The sequence below is a fragment of the Mycobacterium sp. SMC-15 genome (assembly GCF_045310925.1).
Classification (GTDB): domain Bacteria; phylum Actinomycetota; class Actinomycetes; order Mycobacteriales; family Mycobacteriaceae; genus Mycobacterium.
Map to the genome: position 1 here is coordinate 32,424 of NZ_JBJIAJ010000011.1, position 26,029 is coordinate 58,452.

Below are 26,029 nucleotides of genomic sequence, written 5' to 3' on the forward strand. Positions count from 1 at the left end.
GGCGTGAGCCCGAAAACGAGAAAAGCCACCTAGCTTGCAGGTGGCTCTCTTGTGGTCCCGGCTGGGATCGAACCAGCGACCTTCCGCGTGTGAGGCGGACGCTCTCCCCCTGAGCTACGAGACCGGATGAACGAGGACGAACACTAGCACGCCGAACCCGCTAAGTATCAATGCGCAGGCCGCTTTTCAGACGAATCGCCGCGCTGACATGCAGAGTTGTGCTGTCTCACATGTCTCCGCTAATGTTCTGCAGGCACCGGGCGACGATCTCGCCCGAGGCACGCGGATGTAGCGCAGTTGGTAGCGCATCACCTTGCCAAGGTGAGGGTCGCGGGTTCGAATCCCGTCATCCGCTCGAGGGTGTCAAGTGGCATCAACCCCTTGCGGTGGAGTGGCCGAGTGGTGAGGCAACGGCCTGCAAAGCCGTGCACACGGGTTCGATTCCCGTCTCCACCTCCGTCCCAAGGCTCTAAGCGCGGTTAGCTCAGCGGGAGAGCGCTTCCCTGACACGGAAGAGGTCGCTGGTTCAATCCCAGTACCGCGCACCAGGCTCAACGTTGCGAAAACCCCTGCCGCCACCGCGTGACGACAGGGGTTTTTCCGTTTCGGAAACTAAGCCTTGTTCGCCTTGAGCACCATGCCGACCAGCGCGGTGACGACCGTGCCCAGCACACCGCCGCCGACCAGGCTGCCGGCCGCATTGGCGAGGTCGAACCCGCCGGCGGCACCGCTGGCAAGGATGCTGTTCAGCAGTCCCCCGCCGGCCAGACCCCCGAGACCGCCACTGATCAAACTCCCGAGTCCGCCCGGACTGGGGATCTTTGCCGACATGTCGGCGCCTTTGCCCCCGAGCGCGCCCCCGATTGCTCCTGCGATCAGCGATTCGAGCATGGTCTACTCCTTTGCCGACGTTGCGCCGCTGGGTTAGCTGCGCCTACAGGTCAGTTATAACGAAGGCCACACTTCACCAAGCCGCATTTGCGGAGATCTATCGGAATCCCGGGCCGGGCCGAGGCCATGAGCAGCTAAGTACCACAATCGGTAGTAACGAAGCGGGAATCGCGAAAGGTGGCCCCATGAATCGACCCATCGTCGCCCTGTCGGTGTTCACCCTGGCAGCCTCCGCCCTCTCGGCGGCATGTTCGAGCCACACCGACCCGGCGGGTGGGCCGGCCGCGGCCGCCACGTCCGGTGGGTCGGACACCGCAACCCCGAAACCGGCCGGGCACCCCGGCGACACCCTGACCCTCACCCGTGTCGACGGCAGCACTGTCAGCGTCACCTTGGAGGAGGTGATCGACCCGGCGACCATCACGCCGGGCCCCGGCGATCCGGGCGCCACCTACATCGCAACACAGTTCACGATCGCCAACCCGGGAACCGAAACCATGAACGGCGACGTCAACACCAACGTCTGGGCATTTGGTTCCGACGGTCGGCGCTACGCGCCGGACCTCAAAGATGTCGGCGAATGCACGAACTTCGACTCCGGGATGTTCCACATCGCCCCCGGCGAGTCCGCGATCGGTTGCGTGGTCTTCGCCCTGCCGGCCGGTGTCAGCCCGACGAAAGTCAGGTACGCCCCCTCGTCGGGGTTTGCCGAAGGCTTCGGCGAATGGCTGCTCCCGTCACCGAGCCGCGCCGCACCACCCCCCGCCTAGCGTCAACCGACAGTTGACGCACCCGCCGTCGTCAACCTAGAGTTGACGGCATGGCCGATCCCACGCTGCTTACCCAGTCCATCCGCCTCGACGACCTGATCAACGCCATCACCGGCGTGCACGACAACCCCCTGGAGCGGTTGACCGATGCCGTGCTGGCTGCCGAACACCTCGGCGAGGTCGCTGACCATCTGATCGGGCACTTCGTGGACCAGGCGCGCCGATCAGGTGCCTCCTGGACCGAGATCGGCACGTGCATGGGCGTCACCAAGCAGGCCGCGCAGAAGAAGTTCGTCCCGCGCCCTGAGACCGCCGCGCTCGATCCCGAGCAGGGCTTCGCCCGCTTCACCCCGCGGGCCCGCAGCGCCGTGGTGGCGGCCCAGAACGCGGCCCACCGCGCACGCCACACCGAGATCACCCCCGATCATCTGGTGCTGGGGCTGTTGGACGATCCCGGCGCGCTGGCCACCGCGCTGCTCACCGCGCAGCACATCGACCCGAAAGCCGTTGCCGCCGCAGTCGCCCTTGAGCCCGGCGACAACGAGCCGCCCGCTCTGATCCCGTTCAACGGTCCGGCCCGCAAAGCACTGGAGTTGACCTTCCGCACCGCACTTCGCCTCGGCCACAACTACATCGGCACCGAGCACCTGCTGCTGGCGCTGCTGGAAGTCGAGGATGGTGCGGGCCCGCTGCATCGCGCCGGTGTGGATCGGGGCCGGGTGGAAGCCGATCTGGCCACCGCATTGGAGGCGATCAGCGCGAACCTGGCCTCCCCCGGTTCTGAAACCACGAACTGACCCGCCAAACCACCCGCCTGTTAACCTGCCTGGCCAAGGCTGCTGCACCCGCGATCGCGATGTGCCATCATGCCCAGAAGCAAACGAAGAGGACATGATGCATCGCTGGATTCTGGCTCTGGTTACTTCCGTCGTCACCGCGCTGGCAGCCCTGATGACGCCGGCCGTCGGACACGCCACGCCCACCACCACCGCGGAGGCGCCGATCGGGCGCCTCGGAGACACGCTGCGCATCCAGTACCACGATGAGGCGTTCGGCCCGATCGTCGCCGATGTCACCGTGCACGACGTGGTGCCCAGCGAGATCCCCCCGGGTTGGGGCGCCAACGGCACGCCCCGCTGGCGCAACCAGGGCGGTCCGTGGCGGGCGAACGTGACCATCCACCCGATCTCGGTGCCCAACCCCTACATCATGGCGGCGTCGGTCACCTTCGACGGTGTCACGCCCGGCGGCGACGCCTACGTGTCCAAGCACACCGACGACCCCACCACCCTGGACGCGGTGCTGACCAACGCGCCCGCGGGCTCCACCGTCGACGGCGGCGTCTACTGGGATGTCTACCGCGGCTTGGTCACCCACGTGGTGATGCTGTCGCGCAACACCGGACTGCGCCTGGCGCAGTGGAATCTGTAGCTAGTCGGCGGGTTTGAGCCTCGCTAACCCCCGCTGCTGAGCGCGAGCAGTCGCGAGGTGGCCCGCAGGTACTTCTTGCGGTAGCCACCGGCCAGCATCTCGGCGCTGAAAATGTGGTCGAGCTTGGCACCGGACGCCACCACCGGGACACCCGCGTCGTAGAGGCGATCGGTGAGCGCCACCAGCCGCAGCGCCACATTCTGGTCCTCGATGGGGTGCGCACCGGTGAGAAAGACCGCGGTGACGCCCTCGATCAGCGTCAGGTAGCGCGACGGATGCATGGTGGCCAGGTGGGCGCACAGCCCGTCGAAGTCGTCCAGCGTCGCTCCGGGACACGCCGCCGCACGCTGGGTGACCTGCTGCGCTGAGGGCGGTTCGGGTGCCGGCGGCAGGTCCCGGTGTCGATAGTCGGGTCCATCAACCCGAACCGGCGTGAAAATGCTTGCCAGCGCGCTGATCTCGCGCAGAAAGTCCTGTACAGCGAAGCGGCCCTCGCCGAGCTGATCGGGCAACGTGTTCGATGTGGCGGCAATGGAGACCCCGCGCGCCACCAGCTCGGACAACAGCCGCGACACCAAAGTGGTGTTGCCCGGATCGTCGAGTTCGAACTCGTCGATGCACACCACCGTATAGCCGCCGAGCAAGTCGATGCACTCGGTGAAGCCGAACACCCCGGCCAGCTGGGTCAGCTCCATGAACGTCGCGAACGCCGTGCCAGGCTCCTGGGCAGCGCCATCGCCGCTGCCGGTATCGGTGATCGTGTGGTAGATCGAGGCCAGCAGGTGAGTCTTGCCGACACCGAAACCGCCGTCGAGGTAGATGCCCACGCCCGGCAACACCTCGCGCTTGCCCAGCAGCTTGCGCCGCCCGGCGCGCCGGGTCAGCGCCTGCCCGCAGAACGCGGTGCACGCGGTCACGGCGGCTGCCTGGCTGGGTTGCGCGGGGTCTGGCCGGTAGCTGGCGAAGCTGGCACCGGCGAACGTCGGCGGCGGCTTGAGCTGCGCGATCAACCGTTCAGGGGAGACCGCCGGACGCCGGTCCACCAGGTGCTCGATCGACTCAGCGGCGGGATTGGACACGCACGAACTGTAGTCACATGGTGCAATCGAGGCCATGTCCGACCTCAGCGCAGACCCCGGATTCACCCTGCTGGGCTCCACGGCGCCCGTCGACGACGCCGACCTGGGCCGGCTGTATGCCTATCCCGAAACCGACGAGCCACGGGTGTGGGTACGGGCCAATTTCATCGGCAGCATCGACGGCGGCGCAACGGTGGCCGGCACCTCCGGCGGGCTGGCCGGGCCCGGCGATCGGTCGGTGTTCATGCTGCTGCGGGCGCTGGCCGACGTCGTCATGGTCGGAGCGGGCACGGTCCGGGTCGAGAATTACGGCGGCGCGCGACTGAGCGTCGCCCAGCGCCAGGACCGGCGCGACCGCGGACAGTCCGAGGTGCCCCGACTGGCGATCGTGACCCAGTCCGGGCAGCTGGACCGGGACATGCGGGTCTTCAATGACACCGAACTGGCACCGCTGGTGTTGACCTGCTCCGCGGTTGCCGACGACACCCGGCGGCGGCTGGCCGGGCACGCCGAAGTTCTGGACTGCTCGGGCGATGACCCCGGACGCGTCGACGAGACGGTGCTGTTGGCCGCGCTGGCGCAGCGCGAGCAGTACCGGGTGCTCACCGAAGGCGGACCGACCCTGCTGGGATCGTTGATCGAACACGAGTTGCTCGACGACTTGTGCCTGACCATGGCCCCATATCTGGTCGGTGGCCTGGCCCGCCGTATCGCCACCGGTCCGGGCGAGCTGACCACGCCGATGCGCTGTGCACATCTGCTCGCCGACGAATCCGGCTACCTCTACGGCCGCTACGTCAAAAGCCCACGCCTACCGCGCCTATAAGGTGACAGGCATGACCAGCTATTCGAGGTTCGCACGGATCGCGGTGGTGACGGCTGCGGCCGTACTGGCCGGGTCCGCGCCCCTGCTGGCCGGTTGCGCACCCGGGCTGGCCGCCGACCCGCGTTTCGCCACCAACTCCGGCGCCGGCGCCCAGGGGCAACCCGAGTCCACCTCGGACCAGGCCGGACCGCCGGCGGTCGAGGTGCCCAAGAACGACCTGCCGTGGCACGACTGCACCGCCCGGGTCTTCGGCGACGCTGCGGCGCCCGCCACACCCGGGGTCCGGCTGGACTGCGCCAGCTACGACGCCGACGTCGACCCACTCGGCGGCGGCTCCGGGTCGATCAGCATCGGGGTGGTACGGGCTCGGTCCGTGCAGACCCCGGGCGATGCCGGCCCCGTGGTGTTCACCACCGGCTGGGATCTGCCGTCGTCGCTGCAGCTGCCGACCTGGCTGGCGCGGGCCGGCGCGGACGTGCTCAAGAGCCACCCGATCGTCGCCGTGGACCGGCGCGGCATCGGCATGTCGAGCCCGGTGGACTGCCGTGATCGCAACCAGCGCGACGAGATGTGGAACCAGGCGCAGTTCGCCCCCGGCGACGACCCGGTGGCCAGTCTGGGCACGGTCACTCAGGAGGCCACCACCGACTGCACCGACTCCATCTCGCCGGGTGAATCCTCCTACGACAACACCCATGCCGCCACCGATCTCGAACGGCTGCGCAGCATCTGGGACATCCCGGCGCTGTCGCTGATCGGCATCGGTAACGGAGCGCAGATCGCCCTGGCCTATGCGGGCTCTCATCCGGGCAAGGTGGCCCGGCTGGCGCTGGATTCCCCGATCCCGCTGGGGGTGGCCGCCGAGTCTGCCGCCGAGGAGAGGGTCAAGGGCCAGGAGGCGGCCTTCGAGGCGTTCGCCGCACAGTGCGTTGCGGTGGGCTGTGCGTTGGGCCCGGATCCGAAGGGAGCCGTCGACGCGGTACTGGACGCTGCCCGCTCCGGGCATGGCCCGGGTGGCGCCTCGGTGGCCGCGGTGACCAACGCGATCGTCACGGCGCTGGGCTATCCCACCGGTGACCGCGTCAACACCACCAACGAGTTGGCCAGGGCGCTGGCCTCGGCCAATTCCGGCGACGCCAATCTGTTGACAAACTTGATCAACCGGGCCCAGGGCACCACCGGCAGCGACGGCCGCTTCATCAACTCGTGCGCCGACGCACTCAACCGGCCCACGCCCGATCGGGTCCGCGAGCTGGTGGTCGCCTGGGGCAAGGAGTACCCCCAGTTCGGCATGGTCGGTGCCCTGGACATGGCGCAGTGCCTGAGCTGGCCCAGCAGCAGCACGCCCGAACTGCCGAAGGAACTCAAGATCGACGTGCTGCTGCTCGGAGTGCAGAACGATCCGATCGTCGGCGAGGAGGGCGTCGCGGCCACCGCCGCGGCCGTCATCAACGCCGGGTCGGCCAGCAAGCGGGTGATGTGGCAGGGCATCGGTCACGGTGCCGCGGTGTACTCGGCGTGCACGCTGCCGCCGCTGATCGGCTACCTCGACAGCGGCAAGTTGCCCGACACCGACGTCTACTGCCCGGCCTGACCCAGCCTGATCCAGAGTTGTAGGACCGGTCCGGGGTACGGTTCGCTGGTGACGGCAGCCGACTCCTTGATGCACCGGGCGGGCACCGCCCTACAGGCCGCGTTCCGGCCCCCCACGTCCCCGCCGAGCACCGCGACCATACTGCGTTCGGTGTTGTGGCCAGTGGCCATCATGTCGTTGATCCATCGCGCGATCGTGCTGCCGCTGAACGGCAACATCACCGATGACTTCAAACCGGTGTACCGGGCGGTGCTGAACTTCCGGCACGGCCTGGACATCTACAACGAGCACTTCGACTACGTCGATCCGCACTACCTGTACTCCCCCGGCGGCACCCTGCTGATGTCGCCGTTCGGCTACCTGCCGGAGACGCTGTCGCGGTACACGTTCATCGCGACCAACACCATCGCGATCGTGCTCGCCGCCTACCTGCTGCTGCGGATGTTCGGGTTCGGACTTTCCTCAGTCGCGGCCCCGGCCCTGCTGGCGGCCATGTTTCTCACCGAGAGTGTCAGCAGCACACTGGTGTTCACCAACATCAACGGCGTGATCCTGCTGGCCGAGGTGCTGTTCTTCCGCTGGCTGCTCGACGGCCGACAGAGCCGCCAGTGGTGGGCCGGTGTCGCGATCGGGCTGACGCTGGTGGTCAAACCGGTGTTGGCGCCGCTGCTGCTCTTGCCGTTGCTGAGCCGACAGTGGCGGCCATTCGTCGGGGCGATCGCGGTACCGGTGCTGTTCAACCTGGTGGCCTACCCGCTGGCCAGCGACCCGAAGAGCTACTTCACCCAGACCGTTCCGTACATCATGGGCACCCGCGACTACTTCAACTCCTCGATCCTGGGCAACGGGGTGTTCTTCGGGCTGCCCTCGGGCCTGATCCTGTTCCTGCGGGTGCTGTTCACCGTATTGGCCGCGGTCAGCCTGTGGTTGCTCTACCGCTACTACCGCACCCGCGACCCCCGGTTCTGGATGCTGACCTCCTCGGGTGTGCTGCTGACCGCGTCGTTCCTGGTGCTGTCGCTGGGACAGGGCTACTACTCGATCGTGCTGTTCCCGTTCCTGATGACCGTGGTGCTGCCGAACTCAGTACTGCGCAACTGGCCGGCGTGGCTGGGCATCTACGGCTTCATGACGCTGGACAAGTGGCTGATCTTCCGGTGGATGAACATCGGCCGGCCGCTGGACTACCTCAAGATCACCTACGGCTGGTCGCTGCTGCTGATCGTGATCTGCACGGTGCTGTGCTACCGCTACCTCGACGCCAAGGAGCAGGGCCGCCTGGACGACGGAATCGACCCGGCATGGCTGGCGCCTGCCGGGACGCGAGCTAGCGTGGAAGTATGACCCCCGAACCGACGGTGTCACTCACCGACGACGAGTGGCGCGCGAAACTGACCCCCGAAGAGTTCGCGGTGCTGCGCCGCGCCGGTACCGAGCCGCCGAACACCGGCGAATACACCGACACCACCACCGAAGGTGTCTACGAGTGCCGGGCCTGCGGTGCCGAATTGTTCCGCAGCACAGAGAAATTCCACTCGCACTGCGGATGGCCGTCGTTCTTCGACCCGGCCGACTCCGACGCGGTGATCCTGCGCTCGGACGACTCGCTGGGGATGCGGCGCACCGAGGTGTTGTGCGCCTCCTGCCACAGTCACCTGGGCCACGTGTTCACCGGCGAGGGTTACCCCACCCCCACCGACCAGCGCTACTGCATCAACAGCATTTGTCTGCGGTTGGTGCCGCCGTCGTCCTAGCGGACCGCTACGGCAGCGACGCCACCAACTGCTCGACCTCGACCCGGGGGCCGGTGAAGAACGGGGTCTCCTCCCGGGCGTGCAACCGGGCCTCGGTGTTGCGCAGGTCGCGCATCAGGTCGACGATCCGGTCGAGTTCGGGCGCCTCGAACGCCAGAATCCACTCGTAGTCACCGAGCGCAAACGCGGGCACGGTGTTGGCGCGGACGTCCTTGTACTCCCGGGCCGCCATCCCGTGCTCGGCCAGCATCCTGCGGCGGTCCTCTTCGGGCAGGACATACCACTCGAGCGACCGCACGAAGGGGTACACGCAGACGTAGGCGCCCGCCGGCTCGCCGGCGATGAAGGCCGGGACGTGGCTCCGGTTGAATTCCGCCGGCCGATGCAGTGCCACGCTGCTCCACACCGGGTCGCAGGCCCGCCCCAGCGCGGTGCGGCGGAACCCGGAGTAGGTGGCCTGCAGGTCCTCGATGCGCTCGGCGTGAGTCCAGATCATGAAGTCGGCGTCGGCGCGCAGGCCAGCGACGTCGTACACCCCGCGGACCACCACGCCGCGCTCTTCCTGCTGCTTCAAGTAGGTGGCCACCTGGTCGGCTATTTCCTCGCGGGTCTGCGAACCCTCATCGAGTCCACCCGGATTCACCGAGAACACCGAGAACATCACGTAACGGAGAGTGGAGTTCAGCTTGTCGTAGTCGAGGTGCGCCATGGCCCCTATGCTGCCACGATGCGCCGCGAAGAGTCCTACGGCGCCGGGGTGGCGCTGATCACGGCCGCCACCGCCCGGTCGGCCGCGGCGATGCAGGCCGGTACCCCGATGCCGTCGAGATAGTTGCCCGCGACCGCCACGGTCGGCGGCAACGCGGCGCGCAGTCCGTTGACCAGGGCGGCGTGGCCGGACCGATATTGCGGCATCGCCGCAGGCCAGCGCTGCACGCGTACGTCGATGGGGTCCACCGTCATGCCGAAGACGGCCTCCAAGTCCTGCACCGACCACGCCACCAGCTCCGCGTCGGAGGCGCTGGTGCGGGGGTCGCCGAACCGGCCGAAGGACAGCCGCAGCACCTCGACCCTGCCGCCGTACCCTCGGTCGCCCCATTTGCGCGACGTCAGGGTGATCGCCTTGGCGTGCAGCCGTTCCCCGGTGGCAACCAGCACCCCGGAGTTGTTCGGAATCGCCGCGCCGGCGGGAACCGCCATCGCTACCACCACCGACGATGCGTTGCCGATCCGGCTGGCCGCAGCGGCGGCACGCGGCGCGAACCCCGTGGCCAGCCGGGCCAGCACGGGGGCGGGCACCGCGACGACCACCCGGTCGGCGCGATGGTGGCCGCCGCTGGCGTCCCGCAGCAGCCATCCGTCACCGGCCGGGTCGATCTGGGTCACCGCCGACTGCACCCAGCGCAGCCGGGCGCTGCGCACCAGTGCGTTGACCAGCACCTGATACCCGCCGGTGATCGCGCCGAACACCGGCACGCCGGTGGTCGTGGGCAGGGCCCGCCGCACCGCCTCGGTCAGGCTGGGCACGCCCTCATCGAGCAGGGTGGCCAGGCCGGGGACCGCCGAGCGCAAGCCGACGGTCGCCGCCGAACCCGCATACACCCCACCGATCAGCGGATCCACCGAACAGGCCACCACCTGCGCACCGAACCGGTCGGCCACCAGTGCGCCCAGTGCCGGATCGCTGCCCGGTTCGAACGCCAACGGGCGGGTGGGCTCGTCCGCGATCCGGGCGAGGGTCTCGGAGTCGACCAGCCCGGCCATCGACTCCGGCGACGAAGGAATCCCGCTGAGGGTGTCCGGCGGCAACCGATGCAGCAGCCGGCGGCTGTACAACAACGGACGCACTCCGGTGGTACTGCGCTGCCGATCGGCCAAACCCAGCTCGGCCAACAGGGCCGGTACCTCGGGCCGGCGCGCGACGAATGCCTCGGCGCCCACGTCCACGCCGATCCCGCCCAGGGTCTCGGTGCGCAGCAGCCCGCCGAGCCGGTCGGCCGGATCGAAGACGGTGATGTCGACTGCGTCGCCGAGCGTCGCACGCAGCCGGTGGGCGGCGGCTAGACCGGAGATGCCGCCCCCGACGACGCAGTACGACGTGGTCACAACGAATGAACCAGCGATACCAGGTCGGTCAGCACCCCGGGGTCGGTTTCCGGCAGCACGCCGTGCCCCAGGTTGAACACGTGGCCCGAGGCTCCGGCGGCAACAGCGGCCCGGCCATCGGCGACAACGGCCCTGGCGGCACCCTCCACCGCCGGCCAGCCCGCCAGCAGCACCGCCGGATCCAGGTTGCCCTGTAAGGCCCTACCGGCGCCCACCCGGGCGGCGGCGTCGGTCAGCGAGGTACGCCAGTCCACCCCGACAACGGTGGCGCCGGCGGCCGCCATCTCGCCCAACAGTTCGCCGGTCTGGACCCCGAAGTGCGTCATCGGCACGTCCCGGTCGGCGAGCGCGGCGAACACCCGGGCGCTGTGCGGCGCCACGAAGCGCCGGTAGTCGGCCAGGCACAACGTTCCGGCCCAGGAGTCGAACAACTGAATGGCGTCCACGCCGTGGTCGAGTTGCACCGTCAGAAACGCGATGGTCAGGTCCGTGAGCCGCGTCATCAACGCATGCCAGCTGTCCGGATCGGCCAGCATCATCGCCTTGGTGCGGGCATGGGTCCGGCTGGGCCCGCCCTCCACCAAGTAGGAAGCCATGGTGAACGGCGCTCCGGCGAAGCCGATCAGCGGCACCGTCCCGAGCGCGTCCACCAGTAGTGATACCGCCTCGGCGACGGCCGTCACCTGCTGCGGGTCCAACGGCCGCAGGGCGGCAACGTCGGCCGCGCTGCGCACCGGGTCGGCGATCACCGGCCCGACATCGGGGACGATGTCCAGATCCACCCCCGCGCCGCGTAGCGGCACCACGATGTCGGAGAACAGGATCGCCGCGTCGACGTCATGGCGGCGGACCGGCTGCAGGGTGATCTCGCAGACCAGTTCGGGGTCGAAACAGGCCGCCAGCATGCTGTGCTGGGCGCGCAGCTCGCGGTATTCGGGCAGCGACCGGCCGGCCTGGCGCATGAACCAGACCGGCACCCGGCTGGGTTGCCGGCCGGCGGCGGCGGTCAGGTACGGGGAATCAGGCAGTTCACGACGGGCACTCATCGTGCTCAATGCTGCCACGCCCACTTAAGGCAGGCCGAATCGTGCCGTTTCCCGCGGCGGTCCCGGCTTCCCCTCACCTCCGCCGCCCCTCCGGGCAACCTCCGGCGAGCCTCGCCGAACCGCCTATTCGGCGCGCCTGTCTGCGCCGACCGGCACCGGGGGTTAGCGTGAGATTCGGTGACCCGCGTCGCGGCGGTGCACAACAGAACCCTGGGTGCCGGCCGCTGTCGCCGCGGCGCACAGCTATCAGTTAAGGAGCGGCACCCGTGACATCAGCCGAGCCTGCCCCATTCCGGGAAGCGGTGGCAACGATGCACGCCGCAACCGTACGGTCGGAGATCGAGTTAGGCCCGATCAGGCCGCCGCAGCGCCTGGCGCCCTACAGCTACGCGCTGGGCGCCGAAGTCAAGCATCCCGAGACCGACGTCATCCCGGAAGACTCCGACGGCGACGCCTTCGGCCGGCTGATCCTGCTCTACGACCCCGACGGCACCGACGCCTGGGACGGCACCATGCGGATGGTGGCCTTCATCCAGGCCGACCTGGATCCGCATGAGGCGATCGACCCGCTGCTGCCCGAGGTCGCGTGGAGTTGGCTGGTCGAGGCTCTGGGCGCCCGCACCGAGCACGTCACCGCCTTGGGCGGGACCGTCACCGCCACCACCTCGGTTCGGTACGGCGACATCTCCGGCCCGCCGCGCGGACACCAGTTGGAGCTGCGCGCGTCGTGGACCGCGACCACCCCGGAGCTGGGCAGCCACGTCCAGGCGTTCTGCGAGGTTCTGGAGCACGCCGCGGGCCTACCACCGGTCGGAATCACCGATCTGAGCTCGCGAACCCGCGTCTGAAATGTCTGAGCAGACCACCGAACCGGCCACCGAAGAGCCCGAGCCGACGCCGCTGCCGCATCCCGCCGAAGGGGTGCCGGAGGTGTCGGTCACCCCTAGGCAGATCGGTGCCGCCGCCGATCTGCTGGCAAGCGGTCGGGGCCCGTTCGCGGTGGATGCCGAGCGGGCGTCGGGCTTCCGCTACTCCAACCGGGCCTACCTCATTCAGATCCGTCGCGCCGGTGCCGGGACGGTCCTGATCGATCCGGTCGGCGCCGGCGCGGATCCGGCTGCCCTGCTGCGCCCGGTTGCCGAGGTGCTCGACGACGACGAGTGGATTCTGCACGCCGCCGACCAAGACCTGGCCTGTCTGGCCGAGGTCGGCATGTGGCCCAAGGCGTTGTACGACACCGAACTGGCCGGGCGGCTGGCCGGTTTCGAGCGGGTCAACCTGGCCGCGATGGTGCAGCGGCTGTTGGGGCTGGGTCTGGCCAAGGGGCACGGTGCCGCCGACTGGTCGAAACGCCCGCTGCCCGCGGATTGGCTCAACTATGCGGCACTCGACGTCGAGGTGCTCATCGACCTGCGCCAGGCGGTCGCTGACGTGCTGGCCGAGCAGGGCAAAACCGACTGGGCGGCACAAGAGTTCAATCACGTTCGGGTCACCGACTTCACCACGACCACCCGCCGGGACCGCTGGCGGCGCACGTCGGGCATGCACAAAGTGCGCGATCGGCGCGGCCTGGCCGCCGTCCGAGAGCTCTGGACGGTACGCGACCAGATCGCGGCGCGCCGTGACATTGCGCCCGGACGGATCCTGCCCGATGCGGCGATCATCGCCGCGGCGATCGCCAACCCGACCACCGTCGAAGAGCTGCTCGCCCTGCCGGTCTTCGGCGGGCCCAAACAACGTCGCAGCGCGGCGACCTGGCTGGCCGCGCTCGCCGCGGCCCGTGACAACCCGGAACCTCCGGAAGCCGGCGAATCCACCACCGGCCCACCGCCGCCATCGCGCTGGGCGCGGCGCAAGCCCGAGGCCGCCGCCCGACTGGAGGCGGCCCGCGCCGCGCTGAGTGCGGTGTCCGAACGGGTGCACGTACCGACCGAGAACCTGCTCACCCCCGAATTGGTGCGCCGGCTGTGCTGGGACTGGAAACCGGCGACATCGGATGCAGCGGTGGTGATCGAGGAGTTCCTGACCGCCGGCGGGGCACGTCCCTGGCAACGTGAGCTGACGGTGCCGGCGCTGATGGCGGCTCTCGGAGCACCCGGCGGCGCGGTGCCCCCCAGCGCCGCTGACTGACCGCCGAGCGATGCCTTGCGCGCCGAGGCTGCGGCACGGCTGTTGCTAGACTGCCCGGGGAGCAGCCGTATTGCGTGTTCGGCCAGTGCTTCTCACGTCACGCAAACCGTGGACGCGAACCGTCAAGGACTTCCCATGGTTGATTTTCCTGGGAGGACCTCGTGTCACCAATTTTTCGCCGGATCGTCTACGTCATCAGCTACGAGCTTGTCGCCGTCGCGCTGACCACCTTGGGCCTGACCGTCCTGGGGTTCGGCGGCGGCAGTTCAGGTGCCGTGGCGGTGGCAGCGTCCACTGTCGCGGTGGTGTGGAACTACGCCTGGACCACCGTGTTCGAGGCATGGGAACGGCGGCAGGACTCCTCGACTCGCACGGTGGGTCGCCGGATCGTGCACGCTATCGGCTTCGAAGGTGGCCTGGTCGTGCTGCTGTTGCCGATCGTGGCCGCGCTATTGAAGGTGTCGCTGGCGCAGGCGTTCGGTCTCGAGATCGGCCTGTTGGCGTTCTTCCTGGTCTACACGTTCGTGTTCGCCTGGTTGTTCGACGCAGTGTGGCCGCCGATCTCCGGCGTGAGTTAGTCCAGCCGCTCGCTGACTTCGTCGACGCAATTGGCCGCGCCCATCGCCGCCACCCAGCCGGTGATCTGGCGGGCCACATCCTGTGCGGTCAGGCCGACCTCGGCCAGCAGCTGCCCGCGCGAGGCGTGGTCGTAGAAACGCTGCGGCAGACCGACGTCGCGGCAGGGCAGGTCGATCTCGGCACGCCGCAGCGCTGCCGACACCGCCGAGCCGATACCGCCGGCCACGCCGTTGTCCTCGCAGGTGATCACCAGCTTGTGTGCGCCGGCCATCTCGACGAGCACCTGCGGCACCGGAAGCACCCAACGCGGGTCGATCACCGTCACCCCGATGCCCTGGTTGTGCAGCCGGTCGGCCACCGCCAGTGCCATAGGCGCGAACGCGCCGACCGCGACCAGCAGGACGTCTTGGGGTAACCCGTCGGCCGGGACGGCCAGCACGTCCACCCCGGAGCGCCGCTCGATGGCGGGAATGTCCTCGCCCACATCCCCCTTCGGGAATCGCAACGCAGTGGGTCCGTCATTAACGTCGAGCGCTTCGCCGAGCTCTTCCCGTAGCCGGATGCCGTCGCGCGGTGCGGCCACCCGGATGCCGGGCACGATCCCCAGGATCGACAGGTCCCACATGCCGTTGTGACTGGCACCGTCGGGCCCGGTGATCCCGGACCGGTCCAATACCAGCGTGACCGGCAGCTTGTGCAGTGCGACGTCCATGACCAGCTGGTCGAAGGCGCGGTTGAGGAATGTCGAATACACCGCCACCACCGGGTGCAGGCCCCCCATCGCCAGCCCGGCCGCGGAAGTCAGTGCGTGTTGCTCGGCGATCCCAACGTCGAACATCCGATCCGGAAAGCGCTGCCCGAACGGCGCAAGCCCCGTGGGGCCGGGCATCGCAGCGGTGATCGCGACGACGTCACGGCGCTTGGTCCCGTATTCGATGAGCGCGTCGGAGAACACCGCTGTCCAGCCGCGCCCGGCGGTTTCGGTGGCGTAGCCGGTCAGCGGATCGATCACCCCGCAGGCGTGCATCTGCTCGGCTTCGTCGTTCTCGGCGGGGCCGTAGCCCTTGCCCTTGCAGGTGACCACGTGCACGATCACCGGCCCGCCGAATCCCCGCGCGCGGCGCAGCGCGGACTCCATCGCGGCCTCGTCGTGACCGTCGATCGGGCCCAGGTACTTCAGGCCCAGGTCGGTGAAGAGCGCCTGCGGCGCCAGTGCATCTTTGAGGCCCGCTTTGAAGCTGTGGATCACTTGGTAGCCGAGCTCCCCGACGACCGGTACGCCGCGGATCGCGGTGCGGCCCCGCTCCAGCAGCCGCTCGTAGGCGGGCTGCAGCCGCAGGGCGGCCAGATGGTCGGCGAACCCGCCGATGGTGGGCGCGTAGCTGCGGCCGTTGTCGTTGACCACGATCACCACCGGGCGGTTGCCGGCGGCGATGTTGTTGAGCGCCTCCCAGCACATCCCGCCGGTCAGGGCGCCGTCGCCGACGACGGCCACCACATGCCGGTTGCGGTGCCCGGTCAGCTCGAAGGCTTTGGCCAGGCCGTCGGCGTAGGACAGCGCCGAGCTGGCGTGGCTGGACTCCACCCAGTCGTGCTCGCTCTCGGCGCGTGACGGGTAACCCGACAGCCCGCCCTTCTTGCGCAGGGTGTCGAAGTCGGGACAGCGCCCGGTCAGCATCTTGTGCACGTAGGCCTGGTGCCCGGTGTCGAAGATGACCGGGTCGTGTGGGGAGTCGAACACCCGGTGCAGCGCCAAGGTCAGCTCCACCACACCCAGGTTGGGCCCCAGATGCCCTCCGGTCGCGGCGACCTTGTGGATCAAAAACTCACGGATTTCCGCCGCCAGATCGGTCAGCTGAGCCTGCGTGAGGTGCTGCAGATCGGCGGGGCCGCGGATCCCTTCAAGCATCCGGCCAGTCTACGCATGGCGGGGGGCACCCACCGTATCGTCGTCATGTGCACGCCGAACAGATCGCTGAGGAATTCCCGGTGGTGGCCATCGACTCCGACGCCATGGAGGCGGCCACATTGTTGGCCGAGCATCGGTTACCGGGCCTCGTGGTCACCGACTCGACCGGCCGGCCGTACGCGGTGCTGCCGGCCTCCCAGGTGGTGCGCTTCATCGTGCCGGGCTATGTCCAGGACGACCCGTCACTGGCCGGGGTGCTCAGCGAGTCCATGGCCGACAGTTCCGCCGAGAAACTGCGCGGCAAGGCGGTGCGCGCCATGCTGCCCGAACACCTGCCGGAGGTGCCGATCGCCGGCGCTGCCGACACTGTGATCGAAGTCGCCTCCACCATGGCCCGGCTGCGCAGCCCGCTGGTTGCCGTCGTCAAGAACGGTAAACTGCACGGCGTGATAACCGCGTCGCGTCTGCTGGCCACAGCGCTGCAGGTCTGATCCCGCGGATGGCCTATTTCGCCGTAGCGGTCTTCCTGATCGCCTACGCGTTCATCGCCGCCGACCGGGTCAACAAGACCCTGGTGGCGCTGACCGGCGCAGCCGCCGTCGTCATCCTGCCCGTCATCTCGTCCGACGACATCTTCTACTCGCACACAACCGGGATCGACTGGGACGTCATCTTCCTGCTGCTGGGCATGATGATCATCGTCAGCGTGCTGCGCCAGACCGGGGTATTCGAATACATCGCGATCTGGGCCGCCAAGCGCGCCAACGGTTCTCCGCTGCGAATCATGATCCTGCTGGTGCTGGTGACCGCCGTCGCGTCGGCACTGCTGGACAACGTCACCACGGTGCTGCTGATCGCCCCGGTCACGCTGCTGGTCTGCGACCGCCTCGAGATCAACGCCGCGCCGTTCCTGATGGCGGAGGTGTTCGCCTCCAACATCGGAGGCGCCGCCACCCTGGTCGGCGATCCACCCAACATCATCATCGCCAGCCGGGCCGGGTTGACCTTCAACGCATTTCTGGTCCACATGCTGCCGATTGTGGTCATCGTGCTGATCGTGTTCACCGTCATGCTGCGGTGGCTGTTTCCGGGATCGTTCACCGTCGACGCCGACCGGGTCGCCGATGTGATGGCCCTCGAGGAACGCGAGGCGATCCGCGACCGCGGTCTGCTGATCAAGTGCGGTGCGGTGCTGACCGCGGTGTTCGCCGGGTTTTTCGGTCACGGGGCGCTGCACCTGGAACCGTCGGTGGTGGCATTGCTCGGTGCCGGGGTGTTGATCGTGATCTCCAAGATGGAGCGCTCGGACTACCTGGCCGGGGTCGAATGGGAGACACTGCTGTTCTTCGCCGGCCTGTTCGTGATGGTCGGCGCGTTGGTGGACACCGGTGCCATCGCCGCCCTGGCCAACGCCGCCACCGAGCTCACCGGTGGCAATGCGCTGCTGACCACCCTGGGAATCCTGGGGGTGTCCGCGCCGGTCTCCGGGATCATCGACAACATCCCCTATGTCGCGACCATGACCCCGGTCGTCGCTGAACTCAGCACCAACCTGCCCACCAATCTGCACCCCGACGCACTGTGGTGGGCGCTGGCCCTGGGTGCCGACTTCGGCGGCAACCTGACCGCCGTCGGTGCCAGCGCGAATGTGGTGATGCTCGGAATCGCCCGCCGCGCAGGCAATCCCATCTCGTTTTGGGAGTTCACCCGCAAAGGCATTCTGGTCACCATCGTCTCGGTGACGTTGTCTGCGGCTTACCTGTGGTTGCGCTACTTCGTCTTTGGCTGAATCTCGGTCGACATGCCGATGTTCTTTGCAATGAAGCGTCGGTACAACGGCACCGCGATGGCCAGGTTGTAAACCACGCCGCCCACCAAATAGGGCCACCACACACCGTGGTCACCGGCCACCCAAAACGCCTTCGCCGCCCAGTACGGCGGCAGCACCGCAAACGCGATATTCCAGCCCGATCCGATGAACCACGGCAGACACGGCAACCCCGCGATCAGCATGCCCAGACCGCGTAGCGCAGCCAGGCCCTGAATCTTGTTGCTGGCCATCGCCAGGATCAGAAGCAACGTCACCACCGCGGACAGCCCGGACAGCAGCCCGATCGGGATCAGCGACGGCACCATGCCGGGGCGCAGAATCCCACTGAAGGACAGGGTGGCGATGACGTAGATGGTCGTCACCACCAGCACGGTGGCCGCCCGGTAGGCGAAGAACGCAGACAGCGGCACCGGCGTGACCCGCAACGCGGCCAGCATTCCGGCGTCGACCTCGTCGAGAACGAGGAAAGCTCCCAGGCCACCGGCGATGATGATTGAGGTCAGCAACAGAAATGCGGTGAGTACCAACGGGTAGTAGGGCACCAGATCGAAGTCGTAGCGCTGCGCGAGCATCGCGGTAAATCGCGGCGTCAGCACCGCGACCCCACTGGTCCAGATCACCGGCGCCAACACGACCATCACGAGTAGCGGGTCACGGTAGGTGCCCCGCAGATCGTTGCGGCCGAGGGCCGCCAGCACGCGCACGTCGGCCATCAGGACCGCTCGATGATGTAGTGGCCGAAGAGGGCGTGCGCCGTGCGCCCCAGACCTGCGATGCACAACGTCGGGTAGACCAGCGCATACCCGAGCTGCCACGGCGACAGGCTCAGTTGCTCGAACGCCGCCCCGAACAGCAGCAACGGCCCGTACGTCGGGATCAGGTAGTGCACCGGCGTCGACCACACCCCGGCGTAGCCCAGCATGGGCAATGTCAGCACAGCCAACGGGATAGTCGCCGCCAAAAACCAGTCGCTGATCGAGCCAAACGGCATCGAGGTGGTGAATCCGACCAGCAGCATCACCAAGGTTGCCAACAGCACGCCGATCAACAGCGGTATCGGGTGGTACCCCGAACCCCCGATGCCAGCCACCGTCACCGCCACCATCAGTGAAATCACCACCAGGGGTATCAGTTTCGCGCTCAGATATTCGCTGAACCGCAGCGGCGTCGCGATGATCGCCGACAAAGTCCGGTCCTGCTTGTCGAAGAACACCGTGCCCGCGATGAAGAAGAAGCCGATGATGGCCGTATCCCCCAGCAGCACATACGGTTCGGCGACCGTGCGCAGCCGGGCCGGCATCGGCAACAGCACCGCCAGCCAGATCAGCCCGGAGAACACCGCGGCATGCAGGAACTTCTGGCGCACCTGCAGCGTCAGTTCAAGCCGTACCGCGGCGGCCAGCCGGGTCACGCCAGGCTCCTTCCGGTGACCTCGACGAAGACGTCATCGAGGCTGGCTTCGCGGCTGTGGATGGTCTCCACGTGTTGCTCGCGCAGCAAGGCGTGAAACTCCGGATCGTCGGCCAGGGTGTCCATGGCAAACTCCGCACACGCCAGTCCGCCCTGCGGAGCCCGGTAGGTCACGCGCACCACTCGTTGACTGCGGGCGATCTTCAGCTCCGCCGGGGTGTCCAGTGCGACGATGCTGCCGTCGACGACGAATGCCACCCGGTCGCATAGCTCGTCGGCGGTCGCCATGTCGTGAGTGGTCAGGAAAACGGTCCGGCCGCGCGCCTTGAAGTCGCGGACCATGTCTTTGACCTTGTTGGCGTTGACCGGGTCCAGACCGGACGTGGGTTCGTCGAGGAAGATCAGTTCGGGATCGTGGATCAGGGCCCGAACGAAGGTCAGGCGCATCTGCATGCCCTTGGAGTAGTCGCCCACCCGGGTGTTGGCGTGTTCAGCCAGTCCGACGGCATCCAACAGAGCCATCGGGTCGGCGGTTTCGCCGGCGTACAACGACGCGAAAAACCGCAGATTCTCCAGGGCGGTGAGTTTCTGATAGTGATTCGGCAGTTCGAAGGACACCCCGATGCGCTGGTAGTAGTCGGCTCCCCAGCCGACCGGGTCTCGGCCCCAGACCTGGGCCAGGCCGCCGTGGCCGCGCAGCAGGCCGATGAGCAGCTTCTGCGTCGTGGACTTGCCGGCGCCGCTGGGACCGAGGAACCCGAAGATTTCGCCGCGCCCGACTGAGAAGTCCATACCGCGAACCGCCGGCCGCTCGGCTTTCGGGTAGCTGTAGGTGAGTCCGCGCACCCGGATCACTTCGGTGCCGTCGCCGTCATTGAGCACACGATCGAATATACTGACATTTCAGAAATTAGTGAACAGACAGGTTTTCCCGATGGCACACGATCCAGACCCCGGCATCGCCGAACAGCTCGCGCTGACGTTGAGCGGCCTCGGACTTCAGCGGATGACCGCCCGGGTGCTGGCGACATTGCTGTTCACCGAGCAGCCCACGATGACCATGGGCGAACTGGCCGATCAGCTGCAGGCCAGCGCGGGCGCGATCTCCGGGGCGATGAAGATGCTCACCGCGGTCGGCCTGGTCGAACGGGTGCCGGCACCGGCCAGCCGGCGTGAGCACTACCGGCTGCGCGACGACGCGTGGGCGGTGCTGTTCACCAACCAGAACGTGGCGATCACGGCGATGCAGGACGCCGCGGCGGCCGGGATCGCGGCCACCACAGACGACCACCCGGCCCACCATCGACTCACCCGTATGCGGGATTTCTACACGTTTCTGCTTGCCGAAATACCGGAGCTGCTGGAGCGCTGGCGCCTGCAGTCATCGGGTTAGCAGCGCCACGCACTCCACGTGATGGGTCAGCGGAAACGCGTCGAACACCCGGATCTGCTCGACGGTGTAGCCGTGCCCGCGGTACAGGCCGATGTCGCGGGCGAAAGCTGCCGCCTCGCAACCGATGTGCACCACCCGCGGCACCTCGGCGGCCGCCAGCAGATCGATCACCTCGCGGCCGGCCCCGGCGCGCGGCGGGTCCAGTACCGCGACGCCGGCCGCGGCGCGCTCGGCGCCCAACACCCGGCGCACCGAGTCGGTGCGCACCGAGACCTGAGGCAGGTCGGCCAGCGCCGCACGCGCGGCCCCCGTCGCGGCCCGCGAGGTGTCGACGCTGATCACCCGGCCGGACTCCCCCACCGGATCGGCCAGCGCCGCGGCGAAGATCCCCGCCCCGCCGTAGAGGTCCCAGGCGGTGCTTCCGGCGTCGGGCTGCGCCCACTCCGCAATCAGCGCGCTGTAGAGCGCGGCCGCGCGGCGGTGCGCCTGCCAGAACGCGGTCACCGGGATCTGCCAGCGGCGCCGGCCCACCCACTGGGTGGAGTGGTAGTCGCCCTCGACGACCTCCGGGCGGTGTTCGCGTCCGGTGCTGACCACGTGGCGGACCCCGTCGTCGTCGGCCACCACGTGCACGTGATCGCCCGGCCGCCAGCTCCGTTCGGCCAGGCCTTTGGTCATCCCGGACGGCAACTGACCGCAGCGCAGGTCGGTGACCAGTTCATCGCTGTGATAGCGGTGAAACCCGGCCTGGCCATCGGCGCCCACCTCCAGGCGGACCCGGCTACGCCAGCCCGTCGGGCCGTCGTCGCCGAGCGCTTCGGCCTCGCCCCGCCATTCGTGGCCACCGAGTCTGGCCAACTGGTTGGAGACCACCTCGCCCTTGAGCGCGCGCACCGCGGCCGGGTCGGCGAACGCCAGGTCACAGCAGCCGGCACCGTGCACCCCGGCGATCGGGCACAGCGACTCGATCCGGCCGGCCGCGGGTTCGAGCACCTCGACACATTCACCGTGCCAGTACGAGCCCCGCTCGGCGGTGATCCGCACTCGCACCTGCTCACCGGGCAGCGCGTACCGCACGAAGACGACCCGGCCGTCGTGGCGGGCCACACAACTGCCGCCGTTCGCGGGCGCCCCTGTGACCAGGGTCAGCTCTTGATCGATCACTACTAAAAACCTCTCCGGGTGTCGCCGGGCGCGTGGTGCGGCTCCATGACTTTGCGCCGCTCCGAGGAGACCAGCTGCCAAGGCACCGAGGTCACCATGACCTGCGGCATGAACAACAGCCGGGTCTTGAGCCGCAGCGCACTCTGGTTGTGCAGCAACTGCTCCCACCAGTGGCCCACCACGTATTCGGGGATGTAGACGGTCACCACGGTGCGCGGCGACTCCTTGCTGATGCGTTTGACGTAGTCGAGCACCGGCCGGGTGACCTCGCGATACGGCGATGCAATCACCTTGAGCGGGACGGTGATCTCGCTATCCTCCCACTCGCGTACCAGGGCGCGGGTTTCGGTGTCATCGACGTTGACCGTGATCGCCTCCAGGGCGTCAGGGCGCGTGGCCCGCGCGTAGGCCAGCGCACGGCGGGTCGGCAGATGCAGCTTGGAGACCAGGACCAGGGCGTGGTTGCGGCTGGGCAGCACCGCCTGGTCGTCCAACGCGGCTGACTGCTCGGCCAACTCCTGGCTGACGGTGTCGTAGTGCCGGCGGATCATTTTCATCACGGCGAACAGCACCGACATCGCGACGATCGCGATCCACGCGCCGGCTACGAACTTGGTGGCGATCACCACGATCAACACCGCCCCGGTAGCGACGAAGCCGATGGTGTTGACCACTCGGGAACGCATCATATTGACCCGTGCCGCACGGTCGGTTTCGTTGCGCAGCAACCGGTTCCAGTGCCGCACCATGCCGATCTGACTCAGCGTGAAGGAGACGAACACCCCCACGATGTAGAGCTGGATCAGCGCGGTCACCTCCGCCCCGAACGCCACGATGAAGGCGATGGCCACCACGGCCAGGAACACGATGCCGTTGGAGAAGGCCAGCCGGTCACCACGGGTATGCAGCTGGCGCGGCAGATACCGATCCTGCGCCAGGATCGAACCCAGCACCGGGAACCCGTTGAACGCGGTGTTGGCGGCCAGCGCCAGGATCAGCGCCGTCACCCCGGCGATGATCCACAGACCGGGTGGAAAGCCCCGGAACACCGTCTCGGCCAGCTGGGCCAGCAAGGTCTTCTGGTCGTAGTCCGCCGGCGCCCCGATCAGCTGTTCGTGCGGGCGCGCGGCGATCTTCACACCGGTCTCGCGGGCCAGCACGATGATGCCCATCATCAGTGTCACCGCGATCACACCCAACATCAGCAGCGTGGTGGCGGCGTTGCGCGACTTGGGTTTGCGGAACGCCGGCACGCCGTTGCTGATCGCCTCCACCCCCGTCAGCGCGGCACATCCCGACGAGAACGATTTCGCCACCAGGAACACCAGGGCCACCCCGACCACCTCGCCCTGGGTGGAGTGGATCTTGAACGCCGCCGACTCGGCCTGCAGTGGATGGCCCAGCACGAAGATCTGGAAGAGCCCCCAGCCCAGCATGGCGAAGACGCCGATCATGAACGCATACGTCGGGAAGGCGAACGCAGTACCGGATTCGCGGATGCCTCGCAGATTGATTGCCGCCACCACGACAACGGTGCCCACCGCAAACACGACCTTGTGGTCGGCGATGAAAGGTATTGCCGAGCCGATGTTGGCGATCCCGGCCGAGATCGAGACCGCAACCGTCAGAACGTAATCCACCATCAACGCGCTGGCCACAGTCAGACCTGCGGTAGCGCCCAGGTTGGTGGTGACCACCTCGTAGTCGCCGCCACCGGAAGGGTAGGCGTGCACATTCTGGCGGTAGGAGGCCACCACGGTGATGAACACGAAAGCGACGGCCAGCCCGACCCACAGGGTCATGCGATAGGCCGCCAGGCCCGCCACCGACAGCACCAGAAAGACTTCTTCAGGTCCGTAGGCCACCGAGGACAGCGCGTCGGAGGCGAACACCGGCAGGGCGATGCGTTTGGGCAGCAGCGTGTGGCTGAGCCGATCACTGCGAAAGGGGCGGCCCAGAACCAGGCGCCGAGCAGCGGTGGAAATCTTCGACACGAGAGCCAAGGGTAAGCCAGGCGGGCATTGGCGGTAGCGTTCACCGAATACGGGCACTATCGCAGTCGATAACCAGCCGAAAGTCGGCCCAGAGGACCTGAAAGGACACAGCACGTGCGGGTAGTTGTCATGGGGTGCGGCCGGGTGGGTGCCTCACTCGCCGACGGGCTGTCCCGGATCGGCCACGAGGTCGCCATCATCGACCGAGACAGCACCGCGTTCAACCGTCTGAGCCCGGAGTTCAACGGTGAGCGAGTGCTCGGTATGGGCTTCGACCGCGATGTGCTGCTACGAGCGGGCATCGAGGAAGCCGCTGCGTTCGCCGCGGTGTCCTCAGGTGACAACTCCAACATCATCGCGGCGCGGCTGGCCCGGGAGACGTTCGGCGTTTCGCGGGTGGTCGCCCGTATCTACGACGCCAAGCGGGCCGCGGTCTACGAGCGTCTGGGCATCCCGACCATCGCCACCGTGCCGTGGACCACCGACCGCCTGCTCGACGCACTGACCCGGGAAAGCGAGACCACCAAGTGGCGGGACCCCACCGGCACGGTCGCTGTCGCCGAGGTCGTCCTGCATGAGGATTGGATCGGTCGTCCCGTCACCGACCTGGAGGCGGCGACCAATGCCCGAGTGGCGTTCTTGATCCGATTCGGCACCGGCATCCTGCCCGAGCCCAAGACGGTCATTCAGGCCAGCGACCAGGTGTACATCGTCGCGGTCTCCGGCCGGGTTGCCGAGGCGATCGCGATCGCCGCGCTGCCGCCGAGCGAGGACCTGGACAAGTGAAGGTCGCGGTAGCCGGGGCCGGGGCGGTCGGCCGGTCCATCGCCCGGGAGCTGCTCGACAGCGACCACCAGGTCACCTTGATCGAGCGCAACCCCGATCACGTCGACACCGAGGACATCGCCGATGCGCAGTGGCATCTCGGTGACGCCTGCGAGCTGAGCCTGTTGGAGTCCGTGCACCTGGAGTCCTTCGATGTGGTGATCGCTGCAACCGGCGATGACAAGGCCAATGTGGTGCTGTCCTTGTTGGCCAAGACCGAATTCGCGGTGCCCCGGGTGGTGGCCCGGGTCAATGATCCCCGCAACGAGTGGCTGTTCACCGACGCCTGGGGCGTGGACGTCGCGGTGTCCACGCCACGCATGCTGGCCTCGCTGGTTGAGGAGGCTGTCGCAGTCGGAGACCTGGTGCGGTTGATGGAATTCCGCAAGGGTCAGGCCAATCTGCTGGAGATCACCCTGCCCGACGACACCCCGTGGGGCGGCAAGCCGGTGCGCAAGCTGACACTGCCCCGAGACGCCGCGCTGGTAACGATCCTGCGCGGGACACGCGTGATCGTGCCGCAGGACGACGAGCCCCTGGAAGGCGGGGACGAGCTGTTGTTCGTCGCGTCCAACGGCGTCGAAACCGAACTGCGCGCGCTGCTGCTACCGGCTCACTGACCGGGGTTCGCGCTCGGCCTCGCCCTCGGCAAGCCGCTCATCCAGCGCACGCTGCACGTACTTGACCGCCAGATAGGTGACCACCGCCGCAACCGCGGTCAGCGGCCAGCCCATGGCGATGCGGGTCACTCCCAGCCAGCCGGTCTGATCGGCGTCGTAGAGCAGTCTCTGGACCACGAAACGCGAGCCGAAGACCAGCACCCAGGTCAGGGTCGCGAGATCGTAGGCGTAGATCGCCGACCGCAGCTCACGCCAGGCCTGGGGCTGGCCGCTGGCCCACGACCAGATGTAGCCGACCACCGGCCGGCGGATCACCATCGAGGCGGCGAACACCACCGCCCACACCAGCGACGTCCAGATTCCGAGCAGGAAATACGCCTTGGAGTCGCCCGTCCGATACGCGATCAGCGCGCAGACGGCCACCCCGATGAAGCCGGATATGGCGGGCTGGCTGGATTGCCGGCGAATCAGGCGCCACACCAGCACCGTCGCGGCCACCCCCAGCGCCGACAGGACCGCGACCCGCAGGCCGAAGAGATTGGAGGCCGGCACGAACACCACGATCGGCAGCGAGGAGTAGACCACCCCAGCGACCCCGCCGATCTGCTCCAGGAGCCGCTGCGGCCCCTGTGCGCCCTCGGCGCTGTAGTCCTCGCTCATCGCTGCGCCGACCCGAT

Annotated in this window: 27 protein-coding genes and 4 tRNA genes; 18 read left to right on the forward strand and 13 right to left on the reverse strand. The window is 68.0% G+C overall.

The features are described 5' to 3' along the window. Positions 1 to 52: 52 nt before the first annotated feature. Positions 53 to 124, reverse strand: a tRNA-Val gene (locus ACJH71_RS16445). A 158-nt stretch (positions 125 to 282) separates the two neighbouring features. On the opposite strand from ACJH71_RS16445, the gene ACJH71_RS16450 reads away from it, so the two are divergent. From ACJH71_RS16450 to ACJH71_RS16460, 3 genes are all read left to right on the forward strand, one after another. Continuing rightward, positions 283 to 355 (forward strand) — tRNA-Gly (locus ACJH71_RS16450). A gap of 30 nt (positions 356 to 385) precedes the next feature. Then, positions 386 to 456 (forward strand) — tRNA-Cys (locus ACJH71_RS16455). A 17-nt stretch (positions 457 to 473) separates the two neighbouring features. Then, positions 474 to 548, forward strand: a tRNA-Val gene (locus ACJH71_RS16460). 64 nt (positions 549 to 612) lie between these two features. Here ACJH71_RS16460 and ACJH71_RS16465 read toward each other — a convergent pair. Then, complete coding sequence (locus ACJH71_RS16465; RefSeq protein WP_406759067.1) at positions 613 to 891, reverse strand: hypothetical protein; 279 nt, start codon at positions 889 to 891, stop codon at positions 613 to 615. A gap of 185 nt (positions 892 to 1,076) precedes the next feature. Between ACJH71_RS16465 and ACJH71_RS16470 the strand changes: the two genes are divergently transcribed. From ACJH71_RS16470 to ACJH71_RS16480, 3 genes are all read left to right on the forward strand, one after another. Beyond that, positions 1,077 to 1,661 (forward strand): DUF4352 domain-containing protein, encoded by a 585-nt coding sequence (locus ACJH71_RS16470; protein WP_406759068.1) that lies wholly within the window; start codon positions 1,077 to 1,079, stop codon positions 1,659 to 1,661. Positions 1,662 to 1,711: 50 nt separating this feature from the next. Beyond that, positions 1,712 to 2,458: a Clp protease N-terminal domain-containing protein gene (locus ACJH71_RS16475; protein ID WP_406759069.1), complete on the forward strand. Its 747-nt coding sequence runs from the start codon at positions 1,712 to 1,714 to the stop codon at positions 2,456 to 2,458. Positions 2,459 to 2,555: 97 nt separating this feature from the next. Further along, positions 2,556 to 3,092, forward strand: a complete 537-nt coding sequence (locus ACJH71_RS16480) for a hypothetical protein (RefSeq protein WP_406759221.1) — start codon at positions 2,556 to 2,558, stop codon at positions 3,090 to 3,092. Between the two features lie 23 nt (positions 3,093 to 3,115). Here ACJH71_RS16480 and zapE read toward each other — a convergent pair whose 3' ends face one another. Continuing rightward, entirely contained in the window at positions 3,116 to 4,207 is a 1,092-nt protein-coding gene (gene zapE / locus ACJH71_RS16485; RefSeq protein ID WP_406759070.1) for a cell division protein ZapE, read from the reverse strand. On the opposite strand from zapE, the gene ACJH71_RS16490 reads away from it, so the two are divergent. The 4 genes from ACJH71_RS16490 (at position 4,206) to msrB (ending at position 8,345) form a co-directional block, all read left to right on the forward strand. Continuing rightward, a complete protein-coding gene (locus ACJH71_RS16490; RefSeq protein WP_406759071.1) occupies positions 4,206 to 4,997 on the forward strand; it encodes a pyrimidine reductase family protein in 792 nt (263 codons plus the stop codon). The genes zapE and ACJH71_RS16490 overlap by 2 nt on opposite strands. A 10-nt stretch (positions 4,998 to 5,007) precedes the next feature. Further along, positions 5,008 to 6,591 (forward strand): alpha/beta hydrolase, encoded by a 1,584-nt coding sequence (locus ACJH71_RS16495; RefSeq protein ID WP_406759072.1) that lies wholly within the window; start codon positions 5,008 to 5,010, stop codon positions 6,589 to 6,591. Between the two features lie 69 nt (positions 6,592 to 6,660). Continuing rightward, a complete protein-coding gene (gene aftC, locus ACJH71_RS16500; protein ID WP_406759222.1) occupies positions 6,661 to 7,935 on the forward strand; it encodes an arabinofuranan 3-O-arabinosyltransferase in 1,275 nt (424 codons plus the stop codon). Next, positions 7,932 to 8,345 carry a peptide-methionine (R)-S-oxide reductase MsrB gene (msrB, locus tag ACJH71_RS16505; protein WP_406759073.1) on the forward strand — a complete coding sequence of 138 codons (414 nt, stop codon included), beginning with the start codon at positions 7,932 to 7,934 and terminating at the stop codon, positions 8,343 to 8,345. The genes aftC and msrB overlap by 4 nt, the downstream gene beginning before the upstream one ends. Before the next feature lie 7 nt (positions 8,346 to 8,352). On the opposite strand, the gene hemQ is transcribed toward msrB, so the two are convergent. The 3 genes from hemQ to hemE are packed head-to-tail and all read right to left on the reverse strand — an operon-like array spanning position 8,353 to position 11,497. Further along, the gene (gene hemQ / locus ACJH71_RS16510; protein WP_308483434.1) at positions 8,353 to 9,054 is read right to left on the reverse strand and encodes a hydrogen peroxide-dependent heme synthase; all 702 of its coding nucleotides are present in this window, start codon (positions 9,052 to 9,054) and stop codon (positions 8,353 to 8,355) included. Positions 9,055 to 9,089: 35 nt separating this feature from the next. Next, a complete protein-coding gene (locus ACJH71_RS16515; protein WP_406759074.1) occupies positions 9,090 to 10,451 on the reverse strand; it encodes a protoporphyrinogen oxidase in 1,362 nt (453 codons plus the stop codon). Next, positions 10,448 to 11,497, reverse strand: a complete 1,050-nt coding sequence (gene hemE / locus ACJH71_RS16520; RefSeq protein WP_406759075.1) for a uroporphyrinogen decarboxylase — start codon at positions 11,495 to 11,497, stop codon at positions 10,448 to 10,450. Before hemE ends, ACJH71_RS16515 begins: the two co-directional genes overlap by 4 nt. Positions 11,498 to 11,763: 266 nt before the next feature. Here hemE and ACJH71_RS16525 point away from each other — a divergent pair, with 266 nt between their 5' ends. The 3 genes from ACJH71_RS16525 (at position 11,764) to ACJH71_RS16535 (ending at position 14,205) form a co-directional block, all read left to right on the forward strand. Beyond that, entirely contained in the window at positions 11,764 to 12,345 is a 582-nt protein-coding gene (locus tag ACJH71_RS16525) for a DUF3000 domain-containing protein (RefSeq protein ID WP_406759076.1), read from the forward strand. 1 nt (position 12,346) lies between these two features. Beyond that, the gene (locus tag ACJH71_RS16530; RefSeq protein WP_406759077.1) at positions 12,347 to 13,627 is read left to right on the forward strand and encodes an HRDC domain-containing protein; all 1,281 of its coding nucleotides are present in this window, start codon (positions 12,347 to 12,349) and stop codon (positions 13,625 to 13,627) included. Positions 13,628 to 13,788: 161 nt separating this feature from the next. Continuing rightward, the gene (locus ACJH71_RS16535) at positions 13,789 to 14,205 is read left to right on the forward strand and encodes a PACE efflux transporter (RefSeq protein WP_406759078.1); all 417 of its coding nucleotides are present in this window, start codon (positions 13,789 to 13,791) and stop codon (positions 14,203 to 14,205) included. Here ACJH71_RS16535 and dxs read toward each other — a convergent pair. Next, the gene (gene dxs, locus ACJH71_RS16540) at positions 14,202 to 16,115 is read right to left on the reverse strand and encodes a 1-deoxy-D-xylulose-5-phosphate synthase (protein ID WP_406759079.1); all 1,914 of its coding nucleotides are present in this window, start codon (positions 16,113 to 16,115) and stop codon (positions 14,202 to 14,204) included. The genes ACJH71_RS16535 and dxs overlap by 4 nt on opposite strands. Positions 16,116 to 16,162: 47 nt before the next feature. On the opposite strand from dxs, the gene ACJH71_RS16545 reads away from it, so the two are divergent. Next, the gene (locus tag ACJH71_RS16545; protein WP_406759080.1) at positions 16,163 to 16,606 is read left to right on the forward strand and encodes a CBS domain-containing protein; all 444 of its coding nucleotides are present in this window, start codon (positions 16,163 to 16,165) and stop codon (positions 16,604 to 16,606) included. A gap of 8 nt (positions 16,607 to 16,614) precedes the next feature. Beyond that, complete coding sequence (locus ACJH71_RS16550) at positions 16,615 to 17,904, forward strand: ArsB/NhaD family transporter (protein WP_406759081.1); 1,290 nt, start codon at positions 16,615 to 16,617, stop codon at positions 17,902 to 17,904. On the opposite strand, the gene ACJH71_RS16555 is transcribed toward ACJH71_RS16550, so the two are convergent. Genes ACJH71_RS16555 through ACJH71_RS16565 form a run of 3 tightly spaced genes read right to left on the reverse strand, consistent with a single transcriptional unit; the run spans position 17,886 to position 20,238 of the window. Next, complete coding sequence (locus ACJH71_RS16555) at positions 17,886 to 18,659, reverse strand: ABC transporter permease (protein ID WP_406759082.1); 774 nt, start codon at positions 18,657 to 18,659, stop codon at positions 17,886 to 17,888. The two genes, ACJH71_RS16550 and ACJH71_RS16555, sit on opposite strands and share 19 nt — an antisense overlap. Continuing rightward, complete coding sequence (locus tag ACJH71_RS16560; protein WP_406759083.1) at positions 18,659 to 19,357, reverse strand: fluoroquinolone transporter permease; 699 nt, start codon at positions 19,355 to 19,357, stop codon at positions 18,659 to 18,661. The genes ACJH71_RS16555 and ACJH71_RS16560 overlap by 1 nt, the downstream gene beginning before the upstream one ends. Continuing rightward, the gene (locus tag ACJH71_RS16565; protein WP_406759084.1) at positions 19,354 to 20,238 is read right to left on the reverse strand and encodes an ABC transporter ATP-binding protein; all 885 of its coding nucleotides are present in this window, start codon (positions 20,236 to 20,238) and stop codon (positions 19,354 to 19,356) included. Before ACJH71_RS16565 ends, ACJH71_RS16560 begins: the two co-directional genes overlap by 4 nt. Before the next feature lie 52 nt (positions 20,239 to 20,290). Here ACJH71_RS16565 and ACJH71_RS16570 point away from each other — a divergent pair, with 52 nt between their 5' ends. Beyond that, entirely contained in the window at positions 20,291 to 20,749 is a 459-nt protein-coding gene (locus ACJH71_RS16570) for a GbsR/MarR family transcriptional regulator (protein WP_406759085.1), read from the forward strand. Here the strand turns inward: ACJH71_RS16570 and ACJH71_RS16575 are convergent. After that, positions 20,738 to 21,913, reverse strand: a complete 1,176-nt coding sequence (locus ACJH71_RS16575; RefSeq protein ID WP_406759086.1) for a class I SAM-dependent RNA methyltransferase — start codon at positions 21,911 to 21,913, stop codon at positions 20,738 to 20,740. The two genes, ACJH71_RS16570 and ACJH71_RS16575, sit on opposite strands and share 12 nt — an antisense overlap. A gap of 2 nt (positions 21,914 to 21,915) precedes the next feature. After that, positions 21,916 to 23,907: an APC family permease gene (locus ACJH71_RS16580; protein WP_406759087.1), complete on the reverse strand. Its 1,992-nt coding sequence runs from the start codon at positions 23,905 to 23,907 to the stop codon at positions 21,916 to 21,918. Positions 23,908 to 24,021: 114 nt separating this feature from the next. Between ACJH71_RS16580 and ACJH71_RS16585 the strand changes: the two genes are divergently transcribed. Together ACJH71_RS16585 and ACJH71_RS16590 are read left to right on the forward strand one after the other, a co-directional pair. After that, a complete protein-coding gene (locus ACJH71_RS16585) occupies positions 24,022 to 24,693 on the forward strand; it encodes a TrkA family potassium uptake protein (RefSeq protein ID WP_024441570.1) in 672 nt (223 codons plus the stop codon). Then, positions 24,690 to 25,352: a potassium channel family protein gene (locus tag ACJH71_RS16590; protein ID WP_406759088.1), complete on the forward strand. Its 663-nt coding sequence runs from the start codon at positions 24,690 to 24,692 to the stop codon at positions 25,350 to 25,352. The genes ACJH71_RS16585 and ACJH71_RS16590 overlap by 4 nt, the downstream gene beginning before the upstream one ends. On the opposite strand, the gene ACJH71_RS16595 is transcribed toward ACJH71_RS16590, so the two are convergent. After that, positions 25,338 to 26,012: a DUF3159 domain-containing protein gene (locus ACJH71_RS16595; RefSeq protein ID WP_406759089.1), complete on the reverse strand. Its 675-nt coding sequence runs from the start codon at positions 26,010 to 26,012 to the stop codon at positions 25,338 to 25,340. The genes ACJH71_RS16590 and ACJH71_RS16595 overlap by 15 nt on opposite strands. Positions 26,013 to 26,029: the final 17 nt, after the last annotated feature.